At 63.4% G+C, this 14,800-nt stretch carries 12 protein-coding genes; 7 read left to right on the top strand and 5 right to left on the bottom strand.

The features are described from left to right. Positions 1 to 198: 198 nt before the first annotated feature. The 3 genes from AArcSl_RS05635 (at position 199) to AArcSl_RS05645 (ending at position 4,411) form a co-directional block, all read left to right on the top strand. Positions 199 to 2,400, top strand: coding sequence for a thioredoxin domain-containing protein (locus AArcSl_RS05635; RefSeq protein WP_119816216.1), 2,202 nt, complete (start codon positions 199 to 201; stop codon positions 2,398 to 2,400). Between the two features lie 48 nt (positions 2,401 to 2,448). After that, the gene (locus AArcSl_RS05640; protein ID WP_119816219.1) at positions 2,449 to 3,732 is read left to right on the top strand and encodes an HAD family hydrolase; all 1,284 of its coding nucleotides are present in this window, start codon (positions 2,449 to 2,451) and stop codon (positions 3,730 to 3,732) included. Between the two features lie 85 nt (positions 3,733 to 3,817). Continuing rightward, positions 3,818 to 4,411, top strand: a complete 594-nt coding sequence (locus AArcSl_RS05645; protein WP_119816222.1) for a DUF7344 domain-containing protein — start codon at positions 3,818 to 3,820, stop codon at positions 4,409 to 4,411. Between the two features lie 3 nt (positions 4,412 to 4,414). On the opposite strand, the gene AArcSl_RS05650 is transcribed toward AArcSl_RS05645, so the two are convergent. The 3 genes from AArcSl_RS05650 to AArcSl_RS05665 form a co-directional block, all read right to left on the bottom strand. Further along, on the bottom strand, positions 4,415 to 5,725 hold the full coding sequence (locus AArcSl_RS05650) for a DUF5305 domain-containing protein (RefSeq protein WP_119816225.1): 1,311 nt from the start codon (positions 5,723 to 5,725) through the stop codon (positions 4,415 to 4,417). Positions 5,726 to 5,927: 202 nt separating this feature from the next. After that, complete coding sequence (locus tag AArcSl_RS05660) at positions 5,928 to 6,827, bottom strand: hypothetical protein (RefSeq protein WP_119816231.1); 900 nt, start codon at positions 6,825 to 6,827, stop codon at positions 5,928 to 5,930. A gap of 11 nt (positions 6,828 to 6,838) precedes the next feature. Further along, positions 6,839 to 8,494, bottom strand: a complete 1,656-nt coding sequence (locus AArcSl_RS05665) for a DUF1102 domain-containing protein (protein WP_119816234.1) — start codon at positions 8,492 to 8,494, stop codon at positions 6,839 to 6,841. A 564-nt stretch (positions 8,495 to 9,058) separates the two neighbouring features. Between AArcSl_RS05665 and AArcSl_RS05670 the strand changes: the two genes are divergently transcribed. From AArcSl_RS05670 to AArcSl_RS05685, 4 genes are all read left to right on the top strand, one after another. After that, complete coding sequence (locus AArcSl_RS05670; protein WP_119816237.1) at positions 9,059 to 9,649, top strand: DUF7344 domain-containing protein; 591 nt, start codon at positions 9,059 to 9,061, stop codon at positions 9,647 to 9,649. 6 nt (positions 9,650 to 9,655) lie between these two features. Continuing rightward, entirely contained in the window at positions 9,656 to 10,399 is a 744-nt protein-coding gene (locus AArcSl_RS05675) for a hypothetical protein (protein WP_119816240.1), read from the top strand. 272 nt (positions 10,400 to 10,671) lie between these two features. Then, positions 10,672 to 11,343 (top strand): casein kinase II subunit beta family protein, encoded by a 672-nt coding sequence (locus AArcSl_RS05680; RefSeq protein ID WP_119816243.1) that lies wholly within the window; start codon positions 10,672 to 10,674, stop codon positions 11,341 to 11,343. Positions 11,344 to 11,458: 115 nt separating this feature from the next. Continuing rightward, positions 11,459 to 11,641, top strand: a complete 183-nt coding sequence (locus AArcSl_RS05685; protein WP_119816246.1) for a DUF5786 family protein — start codon at positions 11,459 to 11,461, stop codon at positions 11,639 to 11,641. A gap of 36 nt (positions 11,642 to 11,677) precedes the next feature. Here AArcSl_RS05685 and mtnP read toward each other — a convergent pair whose 3' ends face one another. Next, a complete protein-coding gene (mtnP, locus tag AArcSl_RS05690) occupies positions 11,678 to 12,547 on the bottom strand; it encodes an S-methyl-5'-thioadenosine phosphorylase (protein ID WP_119816249.1) in 870 nt (289 codons plus the stop codon). Positions 12,548 to 12,621: 74 nt separating this feature from the next. Then, on the bottom strand, positions 12,622 to 14,727 hold the full coding sequence (locus tag AArcSl_RS05695; protein WP_119816252.1) for a hypothetical protein: 2,106 nt from the start codon (positions 14,725 to 14,727) through the stop codon (positions 12,622 to 12,624). Positions 14,728 to 14,800: the final 73 nt, after the last annotated feature.

The following is a 14,800-nucleotide window of genomic DNA, read 5'->3' on the forward strand; positions in this document are numbered from 1 at the left end:
CCCGATTTATGCGATGAACCGGTTGCCGGCCCGAATTCGCGGCCGACCAGGGGGTCGTTCCGCGGGCTGACCGTTCCGCGGGCTGACCGTCCCGCGGGCTGACCGTTCCGCGGGCTGACCGTCCCGCGGGCTGACCGTTCCGCGGGCTGACCGTCCCGCGGGATACATGCTTTTCGGCGTGGGGTCCAAGGTACTGGCATGTCTGATCCGCTATCCCGGAACCGTCTCGGCGAGGAGGCCAGCCCGTACCTCCGGCAACACGCCGACAACCCCGTGAACTGGCAGCCGTGGGACGAAACAGCGCTTTCGGCCGCCCGCGAGCGGGACCGCCCGATCTTCCTCTCTATCGGCTACTCGGCGTGTCACTGGTGTCACGTAATGGAGTCGGAGTCGTTCGCCGACGAGTCGATCGCGGCGGTGATAAACGAGGAGTTCGTCCCGATCAAGGTCGACCGCGAGGATCGGCCCGACGTCGACAGTCTCTACATGACGGTGTGTCAGCTCGTCACCGGGGGCGGTGGCTGGCCGCTTTCGGCGTGGCTCACGCCGGAGGGGAAGCCGTTCTACGTGGGGACGTACTTCCCGCCGGAGCCGCAACGCGGCCGACCCGGATTCGAAGAGCTCTGCCGGCGGATCGCCGACTCCTGGGCAGATCCTGCCCAGCGAGAGGAGATGGAGTCGCGCGCCGAACAGTGGATTCAGGCGGCCCGAAGTAACCTCGAATCGGTCGGAGGGTCCTCGGGGAGCCCGAAAGCGGCCGGCGGCGATGGGGGCGATCCGCTCGGTCTGGACGACGAGACGGGAAGCGATCTGCTCGCCTCGGCGACGAACGCCGCGCTGCGAAGCGCGGACGCGGATCACGGCGGATTCGGCTCCGACGGCCCGCAGTTTCCACAGCCCGGACGCCTCGACCTGCTTTTGTACGGCGCCACGGAAGGGGGCAGGGAGGCCGCACTGTCTGCTGTGACGCGGACGCTGGACGCGATGGCAGCCGGCGGGATGTACGACCACGTCGGCGGGGGATTCCACAGGTACGCCGTCGACCGGGAGTGGACGGTCCCGCACTTCGAGAAGATGCTGTACGACAACGCGTTGCTACCCCCGGTGTATCTGGACGCGTATCGGATCACGGGAACCGAGGAGTACGCCCGGGTCGCTACCGAGACGTTCGATTTCCTGACCCGGGAGTTCCAGGGAGATCACGGCGGGTTCGCCGCCACGCTCGACGCCGAAAGCGAACCGCCCGCCGGGCGCGACGGCGGCCCGACCGAGGGCGCGTTTTACGTCTGGACCCCCGAAGAGGTGCGAGACGTGCTTTCGGAGCCGGCTGCAACCGTCGTTTGCGAGCGGTACGGGATCACCGACGGCGGGAACTTCGAGGGAGGAACCACCGTCCCGACGATTTCGAAGGGTGTCGACGCGATCGCCGACGACCACGACATGTCCCTGGAGGCGGTCGAGGAGGCGATCGAAGACGGCCGCGAGTCGCTGTTCCAGGCTCGGGAGAGCCGTCCCCGCCCCGACCGCGACGGGAAGGTGATCGCGGCGTGGAACGGACTCGCGATCTCGGCGTTCGCACGGGGCGCGCTGGTTCTTGGAGACGACGGGCTCGCAGACACCGCCCGGGAGGCGCTTTCGTTCCTTCGGGATCGACTGTGGAACTCCGACGCTGGAAAGGCTGGGCGGCTGGACCGCCGGTGGCTCGATGGTGACGTGGTGGGCCCGGGCTATCTCGACGATTACGCGTTCCTCGCGCGGGGTGCGTTCGACCTGTACCAGGCGACCGGAGACGTCGAACCCCTTTCGGTTGCACTCTCGCTCTCCAGAGCCGCAGTCGCGGAGTTCTGGGACGAAGAGGACGGGACGCTGTACTACACGCCCGAATCGGGAGAAGAGCTCCAGGTCCGTCCTCAGGAGTTCACCGACGGATCGACGCCGTCGAGCCTCGGCGTCGCGACTGAGCTTTTCGTCGAACTCGACGCGTTCGCGCCGGAGGCCGGGTTCCGCGACCGTGCAGACCGCATCCTCCGGACCCACGCCGACCGGATCCGGGCGAGCCCGATCGAACACGTCTCCCTCGTCCGGGCTGCCGAGCGTCGACGGCGAGGGTCACTCGAGTTGACGATCGCTGCCGACGAACTCCCGAACGCCTGGCGGAAAACCCTCTCGGAACGGTACCTTCCGGGATCGGTCCTCGCACGTCGGCCGCCGACAGCGGCCGGACTCGGCGAGTGGCTCGAGACGCTGGGGCTGTCGGAGGCACCCCCCATCTGGGAGAACAGAGCGGCAGTCGACGGCGAGCCGACAGTGTACGCCTGCCGGGAGTTCAGCTGCTCGCCGCCGCGTCACTCGATCGACGACGCGATCGACTGGTTCGAGACGGAAAGCGATCCGAAATAGCTGCCGTCCGGGACGCACTTAACTAACTGGGACGCGAAGTTCGGCGGGATGGAACGGTACGATCTCCTCTACAGGCTCTACGACGAGTTCGACACCGAGACGCTCCGAGAGTACCAGGACTTCGTCGACCTGTTCCCGCCTGTCGACTCCCGGGTCGCACTCGACCACTGGCAGGACGCAAACGACGAACTCGACCGCCGGAAAGAAGAGATCCGGACCGCGTTCCCCACCGGCGGCGTGTTCGCGGAGGTGGCCGCCAGGGCCGACCGGGAGTCGGCGTTCACCGCGCTGGATCTCCTCAACACCTACGATCGGGCCCTGAACGCGCTGGTACTCGACGTCGACGAAACGCTCCGATCCGCGGGGGGAACCGACAACGAGATCCCGCGCGACACGCTGCACGTGTTGACAGAGTTCCACGAAGCGGGGGTGCCGATCGTCATCTGCACCGGTCAGACCCTCGAGAACGTAAAGGGGTTCATGATCCAGGGGCTGGGCAACGAGATCGTCCACTCCGGGAGGATGAGCATCGTCTACGAGGCCGGGACCGGCGTGTTTACGCCCGGCCACGGCTCCCGGACGAAACAGCTCCTGTACGAGGATCTCGACGAGGGGGTTCGCTCCGTCTTCGACGAGATCCGCTCCAGGGTGTTGCCGGACGCGCCCGAGCAGATCCGCCGCGGGTGTCACCTCCAGGGCAACGAGTTCAACGTCACGCTCAAACCCAACTTCGAGACCGGAAGTTCCCGCGCCGAGGCCGTGATCGACTCGGGGCTCGTGTACCTGCTCGATCTGCTCGGGGAGGCAGTCGCCGGACGCGTCGACGACGACGGCGACGTGGATCGAACCCACTCCACCGAGGAGTTCGACCTCGAGGTGGGCCCAGCGTGGGCCCGGGCGTTCTACGCCGCCGTCGACCCGGAGATCCGCGACGTGCTGGAAACCGAAGGGGAAACCGCCCCGATCGGAGCCGACGACGTCCCCGACCCCGTGCGGGCGCTCTTCGAACGGATCGACGTCGCCTACTACCACGCAGACGCCGCCGAGATCGGCTCGCTGGAACTCAACAAGGTCGCCGGGGTCGAAGCCGCCCTCGACGTGCTCGATATCGAGGACCCGTTCGTGCTTGTCATGGGCGACAGCAAGTCCGATCTACGGGTGATGCGATGGGCGGAAGAACACGACACCGGAATCGCGGCTGCACCCGCACACGCCTCCACAGACGTACTCGAACACGTCATGGACACCGACGACCTGGTGTTCGAACGGGGACAGTCCGCATCGCTTTTGCGCACCGCCTTCGTGATGAACCTGCTTGCCCGGATCGAGTGAAATACGCAGACTGAGTCGGGTCGGCAGCCGTCGTTCGTGTCCCTGACAGAACACTTATGCCGAAGCAACCCCCCAATATAGGGTAGTGCCCGGGTCGTCCAGCGATGCGAAGGGGGGGGAGCTACTCCAGCGGGACGAGCCCCAACGCCGGGAAACACAGGACGTCTACGAGGTCCTGCGCAACGAGCGACGCAGATACGCCCTCCACGCGCTGTCCGTCGCCGACGGACCCGTTGCAGTCGGCGATCTCGCGGACCGGGTGGCAGCGTGGGAACACGACACCACCGTGGCGGAGGTGACCGAACGCGAACGGCATCGGGTGTACACCTCCCTGCAGCAGGTTCACATCCCGCGACTCGACGAGGCCGGTCTCGTGCGGTTCGACGAGGATAGAGGGATCGTCGATCCCTCACCGGAGATCGAGACGTACGACGTCTACCTCGACGTCGTCGGCGCAGAGGAGATATCCTGGAGCGGCTACTACCTCGGGCTGTCGCTGGTCACGCTTGCGGTGTTCGGGCTGGTGGCCCTCGAACTGTACCCGTTCACGTTGCTCCCGGTCGAAGCCTGGATCGCTGGCGTCGTCGTCGGATTCATGGGATCGGCGGTGATCCACGTGTGGTCGGTCCGGCGAACTACCGGCGGGTTTGCAGGTTCCCCCGACGTCGATGACACCTAACGGCTAGGATGCCCCGTCAGAACGCCCGTCTTCACCGGAACTACCGTTTCCGTCGGCGGGCCCGGGGACGTGGCCGTCTCTCGATACTGTTCCGTTCTCTCCATCCCCAGCCGGAGCGTCGTCCTCCGGTTCGGGCTCGGAGGCGGACGTAGCGACGCTTTCCTCTGATTCGAATACGTCGTCAGTCGTCGAATCACCGCCGCTATCCTGCGGCAAAACTGACTCGTCGCTGCCGTCGCGATCCCGCCCGGGATCGGGACCCGCTGGCGGTTCGTACGTGTACACGTACTCGTCGGTGATCACGAAGAACGCGTTCCGTTCGGGATCTTCGACGACTCCCGCGGAGTTGTCGATCGCGAAGTCGACGAGATCCTGTAGCGACGCGGCGCGGGCCGTCGGCCGCCGGAGCGCTTCCTCGGGCAGCGAGATCCGGGTCACCCACTCGTCGAACTCGGATCTGTCGTCTCGGAACGCGAGCCAGTCGCGCTCGGCGTCGTCGACCGCGAACCGCCCGGTGTGGCGCCCCGCAGCGACGCCTGCCGCGCCAACGAGGCCCAAAAGCAGGAGAATCGGCGCGATGACGCCTCCAAGAACTCCCGGCTCGACCGGTTCGGAGACGGGTTCGGTTCGCTCGAACACCTCACTCTGGGGCCCGGGGTCGTCGACGCTGTAGGTCGTTCCGTCCAGTTCGAGCGGTAGCTCGTAGGTCAGTTCGGCTGCCTCCCGATCGCCGTCGAAGGTCCCCTCGATCGTCACCGTCGTCTCGACGAACAGTTCGAGCGTCCCCGGATCCGCACCGATCTCGTCGCGGATCTGCCCGATCCGCTCGTCGAGTGCAGTGGTGTTGATCGAGAACGACGTCTCGACCGTTCCGTCCGGATCCATCCCGTCGGTCGACGCCGTATCCAGCGCGTCAGTTTCCGACCAGTAAACCGTCTCAGTCTCCTGGTCTACCGACCTCGCGACGAGCGTGCTCTCGGCGTCGATCGAGACGTCCGACGCCTCGGTTGCGGTGTAGCCCACTTCGAAGACGCCAGAGAGAGTCGGCGCGATCGCGCCGAAGTAGGTGGTCCGATCCTCGAGTTCGGTTCCGACAGGGAACACGGTGTTGTCCTCCGTGACTGTCGCGCTGTGGCTCCACTCCGCGTCGACGCTCCAGGAGGAGATCACCTCGGACGTGGTCTCCTCGGGCGGATCGACGTACGCACCGTAAGCGAACCATCCCCCGGCGAGCGCCAAAAGCAAGAATACGGCAAGCAGGACGCCCCAGTTGGAATCGACGAACGCACGGATCCGGAGGGTGCGTTCGTTCATGGCGGCGTTCCTCCGCGACTCGTTCGATCACTCTTGTGTCGCTTTCGACCACGAGATCTACCTCGGCTCGGTTCGCGAGAACTCGGTCGACGCCACCCGTTGCTGGCGGCTCTCTCCCCCCGCATGCCCCGACGACGTGACATTGTTGTTACTTTTGCACCGTTTGCCGGTCGCCGTCTTATAGTTTCGGTCGATGGGGTGCTCACTCGGCGTCCCCGTGGGAGGTCTCTGCCAGCACGTGAGTCACCTCGCCCACGTACGTCGCGACGAACGCGACCGCGAATCCCAGGAAATGGACGTAGAGGTTGACGACGCGATTGGCTGCGACGAGCTCCGAGGGGAACCCGACCAGAGGGTAGCCGACGAGCAGAATTACACCGACGACGGGGAGTTCGACGTATCCGAACGGCCGTACTGGACGTGCCGGGGAGCCGAACGTCTTTCGGGCGCGACGCTCCCGGACGAAGATGTAGCCGCCATACACGACGGCCAGAACACCCGAGACGACCGCGATCGCCACCGTCGCGTCCGACCGCGGGAGAACGATTCCGCTGATGATCCCGACAACGAGGAAAAACAGCACCGGGAGGTCTCGCGAGCGCAGGTCCGAGACGAATAGCGGACGGACGTAGTTGTACAGCGCGACCGGAAGGATGCCGAAAAACGCCATGATGAGCCCGGAGCTGCCGTACCCGATCGCGGCCCGTGGGAAAGCGAGGTTCAGTCCCGACAGCACGAACGGCCCCGCCAGCCACACCGTGGCGAACATCGTCCAGAACAGTCTGCGACGGCTTGCCAAGACCGATAGTAGATAGGTCGTCGGCACGACGAGCGCGTACCCGAGCATGTTCGCGAGGAGGTGATCGCTGCGGAGGTGAACGAAGTGAGAGACGTACGCAGTGATCACCGTCGGATCGGTGTAGGCGAACGTCAGTGCACGCTTCGTCTCCTCCGGAAGCAGAAAGGTTCCCGCGATCAACACAGGAAACACCGCAAGCACCACAAGTTCGCGGGGACGAACGAGCGTCCACAGCGCCGTCGAGAACGGAGGCAGTTCGCCGTCATCAACGCGCAAATCCTCCGATTCGCGTGTACCGTTCATGAATTAGAGCGTCATCTCCGCGGCATCCGCCTGACGAGATATGTCGTTGCCAGGACGATGGCGAGGAACAAAACGAGCCCGACGGTCCGCTCGAGATCGAGCCCGGCGGGCTCCTCGATCCAGTCGAACGGCTCGTCGATCTCGGCCGGGGTGTCCTCGGGTTCGGGCGTCTCTGCCGGCGGTTCCTCGGGGGCGGGCGTCTCGGCCGGCGGTTCCTCGGTTTCCGGCGGCTCCTCTGTCGGCGGAGCCTCGACGGTGACGTTTCCGACCACCTCCCCATCGACGGTGATCTCGTAAACGCCCGGCTCGTCGAACGGGTGGTCGAACGTGACGGTCGTCCACTCACCGGCCGGTACAGTGACCGTCGGCGTCGCGATCACCGTTCCGTTCGCCTCCAGGGTGAGCTGGACGTCTCCCCCGGCGAGGCCGTCGTTTGCGAGCGTCACGGTGATCGTCGTCGGTTCGTCGACCGCGACGGTCGATGGCTCGAGGGTCGTCTCCTCGACGCGCAGGACCGGGGCGTCGACGCCGACCGCGTACACCGGGAACCCATCCGAGTCGGTCCGGAGGAGCACACCCTCGTCTGTCGTTTCCACGACCTCCGTTTCGAGGGGGGTCCAGCTCTCGTTTGCCGGATCGAAGCCGTACAGCCGGATCGACTCCGGATCGAGTTCGGCGATCGGACCGGGATCGCGTACCGTTCCGGGCGTCTCGATGCCGGGCGTCGCGAGCCGTTCCGACGACACGAAGACGTCGTAACTGCGGTCCGTCACCTCCGTCGCATCCCCGACCCTCGGCTCGTACTCGGCGGTGAAGTAGCCGAGCGGGGCGGCGCCGGTTTCGGTCGGATCGAGCGCGGACCGGTCGGAGAAGGGGATGGGGCTCCCCTCGAGACGGACGTCGACGGTGTCGTCGAACGTCATCGTGAACGACACCGACTCGAGCGTGACTCCGTCGGCAATCTTCACCGAGCAGGCGTCGATACGGGTCTCCTCTCCACCCATGGCGTTGTACACCGTCCCCTCACACACGTTGGGTTCCGGCGAGGAGAAGGCGAAACGAGTCCGGGTCGTTGTCACGGTCTTTTCCTCCATCTCCGTCTCTGTGGGGAACTTGGCGTAGATCGTGAAGTTGCTCGCCACCAGGCCCGGCTCTACGCCGGTAGAGTCGACAGACAGGCCGATCGATGCTGTCTCGTTCGGTTCCAGCGTGAGGTTCGCGTTCTCGCCTTCGATCGGGTCGCCGTCGCTGGTGAAGGTGAGTATTTCACTTTCCGCGACGTCGGTGTCCGGATCGTCGCCGTGCTCGATCCACACCTTCACCGGCGTTTCATTCTGAATCGTCGACGCGTTGTACGTCACCGTGAACACGTCGTGTATCGTCGTCCCCGCTTCCACGTTGACGCCCCGCTCCCCATCGATGTTCGGGTTGGAAGCGCCGATGGCGATTTCGATCTCGTCGTCCTCGTTTAAGTAGGCGTACTTGCCATTCGGACCATCGTGCGGTTCGAGCTCCAGATGTCCGGTCGCGTCGACCTCGTCGTCCGGGCCGATCACGTCGATCCCGTCCTCGAACGTGAGCCCGTCAATCGGGGCGCCGGCTGTCGCCACTATCACGAGGCCGCTGGCGAGCACAGCCGCGAGGAGCAAGAACTGCGTCCGGTCCATCGTTTGATACTTTTGTCCTCGGGTTCGCGTCCGTCTCGTCGGTCGCCGCCGACCAGCTCCGCCGTCGATCGGTCCCCCACCGGGGTTTCCCCAGCACCCACCACCAGGCGTCCGTAACGCAAACACCGCTTCCGGTTGCACATAGTGACCGTGTATATAAGGTATTGATCCGTTTGAAGCGGCGCCACAGGACAGTTTTTTGGTTCGATGACGCTCAGGGGGTCCCTGAGACGTTTTACGCCCGCCGAAGTGTCACCACGAGACAGCCCAGATCGATCGTCAGCCGGGCGATCATCGGCGCGACACACGATCGTCGCGAGAACGGTTAGAGCACGGTTGAAATTCCCGATACGGACGGAGCGGGGGAGGGACGCCAGAAATCGGGTGGTTCGGCCGGCCGCTAATCGTCGATTAAACGCGAGAATCAATCGACATAGCTCCGAGTACAGGATCCCGACAGGAGATAGACGTCTGACACCAACTCTCAAGAGCCGCCTGAACGGGGGTGGAAGGTAGAACGGTCGTTTATCTTTAAGAGTATTCGCAGCAACAGATATAGTTGAGATGGGTGTCGCGTCAGCCACTGGCCGCGGGGGGACCGGCCGAGTTACGGAAAACGAGTTGTTCGAGGTGTTAGCCAACCGGCGGCGCCGGTACGCGTTGCACGCGCTCAAACGCGACGCGGAGGGCGCAGACGGGCAGGTCGACCTGGGGACGCTGGCCGAGCAGGTCGCCGCCTGGGAGAACGAGGTAGATCCTGGGGAGGTGTCCTACGACGAGCGAAAGCGGGTATACACTGCCTTACAGCAATCCCACCTCCCGAAAATGGACGAGGTGGGGATCGTCTCGTTCAACAAGGACCGAGGGGTGGTCGAGCCGACGCCCGCGATGGACGACGTCGAGATCTATATGGACGTCATCCACGGGAACGAGATCCCATGGAGCGAGTACTACCTCGGTCTCTCGGTGGTGTCGGCGGCGCTGTACGCCGCCGTCTGGATTGGGGTGTACCCGTTCACGCTGTTGCCCGACCTCTCGTGGGGCGTGTTCATCGTAGTCGCGTTCCTGGTGTCATCGCTCGCACACCGGTACTACACCTCCGAGATGCGGCTGGGGACGGGCGAGATGCCGCCGGAGATGGAACGCGAGAGGTGATCAGCCATGAGCCCACTCACGCGGTTGAGCGTCCTGTTTGCGGTACTGGGGATCCTGCTGCTGGTCGCCGGGACCGGCGGCTTCTCGGCGATGACTGCCGATCGAGGCGTCGACGTGAGTGTGGTTCCAGACGACGAGGCGTACGTGGGGATCGAAAAGGTAGGCGACCAAGTGTACGAGGACGACCGGATTCACCTGTTGACGATCACCAACCAGTTCGCGAGCGAGATGGACGAACTCTCGGTGACTGTCGACGGCGAGAGTGATGTAATTGTCACCGGTTTAGTGAAACCGGGGGAAACGTCTCTCAGTCCAGGTGAGCGTACTAACGTGACGGCAGAGTGTACGAGGACAACCGAGCGGGGTTCAGTCGAACTCGACATCACCGGCGAGGCAGGAGCCGCGAGTTTTGATATCACCCGGGAGATCGACGTCGACTGCGGTCCGACCACCGATACTGAATCGGAGACACTCGAGAACGTGAACACGACTGGTGACGGAACTGGAAACCTGACCGTTACATTCCTCGGTTTCGGACAGGTCGAGTTCTCCGACGATATCGACGGCGAGTACAACGTGACCGTTACGATGCACAGCGGTACTGAGGAAGACGTGACCGTGGACCTCTCCGACAGCGACAATAAAATTGACCGCGAGTGGGGCGGAAAGATCGCGAGCATCACTGTAGACGAACAGACCGTGGATAACCCGCTCGGAAACGGAGCCCCCGGAAACCGATCCGATAACTAAGGTATTCGTCTTCGGCCGGCGCCTGAAGTTACACATTATCTGACGCCCGAACGAACTGTTCAACTAATAAATTTTTAGATAGAAAGGAACATTTATACAGTACCTACATAGTTGGGAAAATAGATGACATAGCAAACTTCGACAGGCGGTGCGAACGACCTGGGGACTTGCTCCGACACGTAAGTCGAGGACGGGCGTAACCGCACATCCGCCAGTCGTTGAGGACTGAAAGAAATCATACCAGTCGGGTAGCGACCGAGCGCTATACAACGATGAGTGACGACCATACCGATACAGACGGACAGTCGAATCGCACGCGAAGAGGACTCCTCCGGGGACTGGGGACGACCGCCGGTACCACGCTTTTGGCGGCCGGTCTCGCAAACCACATCGTCGGCTCGACGGCCGCCGTCGACGCCGAGGCCTCGGAGTTCACCGCCGCCGACACGCCCACCGTCGAGGACAACGACGGCGATGTGGAGAAGGTGTACGTGGCTCCAGTGATCGAGGTGGACTGGATGAACTTCTCCGAAGGGGTCGACGAGGTCGAGGTGACGCTGGAAGCGACTGTGGACGGTCAGACAGACGAAATTTATGACGTAGTGTTGGAAGACATCGATGACGAATCGAGTGATGAGGTCGAGAGTACAGATACAAGTAGCACAGGCCAATTTTCGGATACTAATAGTTGGTTCCAAATCACCTTTACCCAGCACGACATCACCGACGTCGACTCCGACATTACCGAGGACGACTTCAGCGACAATTCGCTCGATGCGGGCGACTCGAAGGTGACGACGGTGGATCTCGACCTCGTCGTCGACGTCCGGGGATACGAAAGCGAGAACGGAACCGTCTCGATCTCGGACTCCTTCGACGTCGAGGTCGAGAACCCCGACGGCGAGACGGAAGTCGACGGCGACGCCAACACCGACGCCGAATAGGCCAGACGGGGCGATCGGCCCGGCTGCTGGGTCGGTTTCCGAAACGTGTCTATCGAGCGACGAGACTGCGGGCGCGGACCGGGTGTTTTAATTCGCCGCGGCTACTAGCATACATATGGGTTTTGGAAGCTACGACGAGTCCGAACAACAGGATCAGGAAGTGGACGCGGACGAAAGCAAGGGCGTCAACGTCCACGAGAACGACCACGAGGGGAAACTCACGTTCGAGTCGGACGCCTCGACTGACGACCTCGTGGACCGGCTCGCGGAAATCAAAGACGACGACGACGAAGAGTAGCGGTCCGTCCCGGCCCGATCTCTCCCTTTCTCTCTTTTAAAGGTACTCGCCGACGAGCGGCTCCACCCGATCGCGGGTCTCCTCCGGTATCGCCTCCGTCGGCGTGTTCACGGTGCCTTCGAGCGCCGAGTGCGCCTCGCAGGTGTGATCCTCTGGCAGCGTCCGGACGGCTTCCTCGACGGTCGCCTCAATAGCGCGCTGGTTCCGCTCGGCGTTCTCGAGCACTTCCTCCAGGGTCACCTGGCTGTCCTCCTTCCAGACGTCGTAGTCGGTGACGCCACAGATCGTCGCGTAGGCGATTTCCGCCTCGCGGGCCAGTTTCGCCTCCGGGATCGTGGTCATCCCGACCAGGTCCCACCCCTGCGAGCGGTAGAACTCGCTTTCCGCCTTCGTGGAGAACTGCGGCCCCTCGATGCAGACGTACGTCCCGCCCTTCACGACGTCGGCGTCGATCCCGCGGTCCGAGACCGCCTCCCGAGCCGACTCGGTCAGGTGATCGACCAGTTCCGGGCTGTACGGCTCCGCGAACGGCTGGTGAACCACGATCCCGTCGCCATAGAAGGACAGCTCCCGGTGTTTCGTCCGATCGTAGATGTTGTCCGGGATCACGAGCGTTCCCGGCGGGAGTTCTTCTTTGAGGCTGCCGACCGCGTTCGACGCAAAGACGTGGGTGACGCCCGCGAGCTTCAGGGCGTACATGTTCGCGCGGTACGGCAGGTCGCTCGGCGACTTGCCGTGGTTCGGTCCGTGACGGGGCAGAAACGCAACCTCGCGGCCGGTGTCGCCAAACTCGCCGATTGTCACCGGCGCGCTCGGCTCGCCGTACGGGGTCGCGTACTCCTTCTTCCGGACGTTCCCCAGTGGAAGCGCCTCGTAAATGCCGCTGCCGCCGATGAATCCGATCATGCCCGAGACTGGGCCCCGTCGGAACTTATAAGCGACGCGTTGGCGTCGAGGATGCGTTCGACGGCACCTGGTCGCTAGGCTTCCGGGACTTCCCGGTCCGATCGGTCCCATCGCGACCGGCGGACGGCACGTCTGAGGTCCTTCTCCGTGAACCGTTCGGAATCGGCAACGGTCGTCTCCCGAGTTTCGATAATCGAATCGTCGAAGGCTGCCAACTCCAGGAGTTCGTCCCTGGACATCGGGGTATGATCGCTCCGACGAGTCCCGAGTAAATGTGCTCGATCGTTCATCCAACTCGCGTGGAAATGCAGCTCTTCTCCGACCCGATGAGTAACCGAAAGGAAGCTGTCCGTCGTCACCTCGTAATGCTCGGCGCCAACTGGCTCGAAATTGACGACGTAGGGGGCAGAAGAGTTTTGTCCAGCCACGAACTGGTGACCCGGTTCGCCAACAAATCTAACCCCGTATTGGTCGCCGAACGAAGAGACACGAACGCTCTGTCCCAGCGACAATCCCACCTCCAACACTTCGAGGAATTCCCGTAACTGATCGACCGAGACGGCACCCGCGATGACAGCTCCGGCAACGCCGCCGTTGCGGATCACCGACGCGACCGCCGTCACGGATGGACTGTCCTCGAAGACGACGAACCGTGTCCGAACGTCTTCGATCTCCGAAAGCCGAACGGTGCCGTCCGCGCACGTAACCTCGTCGCTTTCTGCCGGTAACGCGGCGTACACCATGTCGTATTCACCCCCGAAGAGCGCCCGGAAGCGCTCGCGCTCCGGCCGAACGATTGTTTCGACTGCATCGATCCCGATCCCGCCATCCGACAGTCCCTCCAGCGTTTCCCGCCATCGCTGTCCCCGCTCCGGGCTGTCGGTGACGAGTGCGACCGTCGCCGCTCCGGGAGACGCCGGCGGGAGATCAAACGCGTTTTCGTACGTCTCGGGGTTCAAAAAGGCGGTGTTCGGAGGGAGAGCCTCCGACCTCACCGATGGGACGTTGCCGTCGGCCGAAACGTCCGGCAGACGGCCGTCGAGCCGGCCATACGGGACGGTTTCGCCGTTCCCCTCGCCGTCATTACCGACGACGGGGGATTCGCTGACGCGTATCGGCGAAAGCGTATGCACCAGGTATGGGAGCAGTTCGACGTCCGCCGGATCGGATCGGAGGACGGCCGTCGTACTCCAGTTGGGGTAGTACGGTTCCAGTACCGATCGCTCCACCTCCAGATACTCGAGCAACTGGGCCGACAGCGTGGCGTCATAGAGGTTCGGCGGATAAAACGGGAGATCCGGTCCCAGCTCCTCGTACTCGTAGCGCTGTGACGGAATGTATCCCCCGATCCGAACCAGTGAATCCAGAAGTAGACACCGCTTCAACAGTTCTTCGACCGTCTCGGAAAGCGATCGACCCGAGGATCGAAGCGGTTCGGTGTAACCGTTCTCCAGATGAATTGCGGCCTCATCGCCGGGTTCGACCCTCGCCCCCAAATAAAACGCAAGCGGTGCGATCCGATAGACGTCCGGATACGTCGGTGGGATCTCGATCCGGACGCCGGTTTCGGGACGGTTAATCGAGTCGGGAATCTCGAGCCGGTCACCCCGACGGATCCGCGGCGGATGCCCACGGAGCGTCGGCCACGATCGCTCGGCGGAGAACTCCTTTATCGAGGAGCAGAGATGCGATATCGCCTCCATTGCGGCCGTCGGATCGTCGGGAACGACGATCGTCCCCTCCGGTCGGGTATGAAGCGACCGGGACCCGACGGTCACCGTCGTCGAGTCGTCGAACTCGATGGTAAAGGAGTCGTCGTCGTTCCGTCCGGAGGTGGAAAACCCGATGTCCTCTACCCGGATGTATGTTCGAACGTCACCGACCACCTCAAATAAATACGCACTCCGGGGGTATTCAACCGGGTCGAGAAGCTTTTCGAGGTAGTCGCCGCCCTCATCGTAAAGCTGGACGATCCCGTGTGACGGCAGACGAATCGATTCGGTCTCGAATGAAACTGCCCGATCGACCGGAAACACGAACAGGTCGGTGAGCGCCGGCACCGGATCTATTTCCCGGTCGGCCTCGACGATCAGTTCCTTCCCCTCGATCAGATCGCGGACGTGAAGCGTCTCCCCTTCGGGCGTGAACGCTATCCGCGTCTCCGTGTCGAGACCTCCCATAGTTCCAGAGTCACTCGCCATCTGCCTTAGTAGTTGGTCCGAACAACCTTTTTTGAAAACTGGGAAAGAACTT

The organism is Halalkaliarchaeum desulfuricum (assembly GCF_002952775.1).
Lineage (GTDB): Archaea > Halobacteriota > Halobacteria > Halobacteriales > Haloferacaceae > Halalkaliarchaeum > Halalkaliarchaeum desulfuricum.

Bases quoted from the DNA above. Each gene is read 5' to 3' on its own strand.
- mtnP (WP_119816249.1), bottom strand. From the start codon at position 12,547: ATGATCGGATTCATCGGCGGCAGCGGCATTTACGAGGCGCTTCCACTG.
- AArcSl_RS05635 (WP_119816216.1), top strand. From the start codon at position 199: ATGTCTGATCCGCTATCCCGGAACCGTCTCGGCGAGGAGGCCAGCCCG.
- AArcSl_RS05680 (WP_119816243.1), top strand. From the start codon at position 10,672: ATGAGTGACGACCATACCGATACAGACGGACAGTCGAATCGCACGCGA.
- AArcSl_RS05665 (WP_119816234.1), bottom strand. From the start codon at position 8,494: ATGGACCGGACGCAGTTCTTGCTCCTCGCGGCTGTGCTCGCCAGCGGC.
- AArcSl_RS05670 (WP_119816237.1), top strand. From the start codon at position 9,059: ATGGGTGTCGCGTCAGCCACTGGCCGCGGGGGGACCGGCCGAGTTACG.
- AArcSl_RS05675 (WP_119816240.1), top strand. From the start codon at position 9,656: ATGAGCCCACTCACGCGGTTGAGCGTCCTGTTTGCGGTACTGGGGATC.
- AArcSl_RS05660 (WP_119816231.1), bottom strand. From the start codon at position 6,827: ATGAACGGTACACGCGAATCGGAGGATTTGCGCGTTGATGACGGCGAA.
- AArcSl_RS05695 (WP_119816252.1), bottom strand. From the start codon at position 14,727: ATGGGAGGTCTCGACACGGAGACGCGGATAGCGTTCACGCCCGAAGGG.
- AArcSl_RS05640 (WP_119816219.1), top strand. From the start codon at position 2,449: ATGGAACGGTACGATCTCCTCTACAGGCTCTACGACGAGTTCGACACC.
- AArcSl_RS05650 (WP_119816225.1), bottom strand. From the start codon at position 5,725: ATGAACGAACGCACCCTCCGGATCCGTGCGTTCGTCGATTCCAACTGG.
- AArcSl_RS05685 (WP_119816246.1), top strand. From the start codon at position 11,459: ATGGGTTTTGGAAGCTACGACGAGTCCGAACAACAGGATCAGGAAGTG.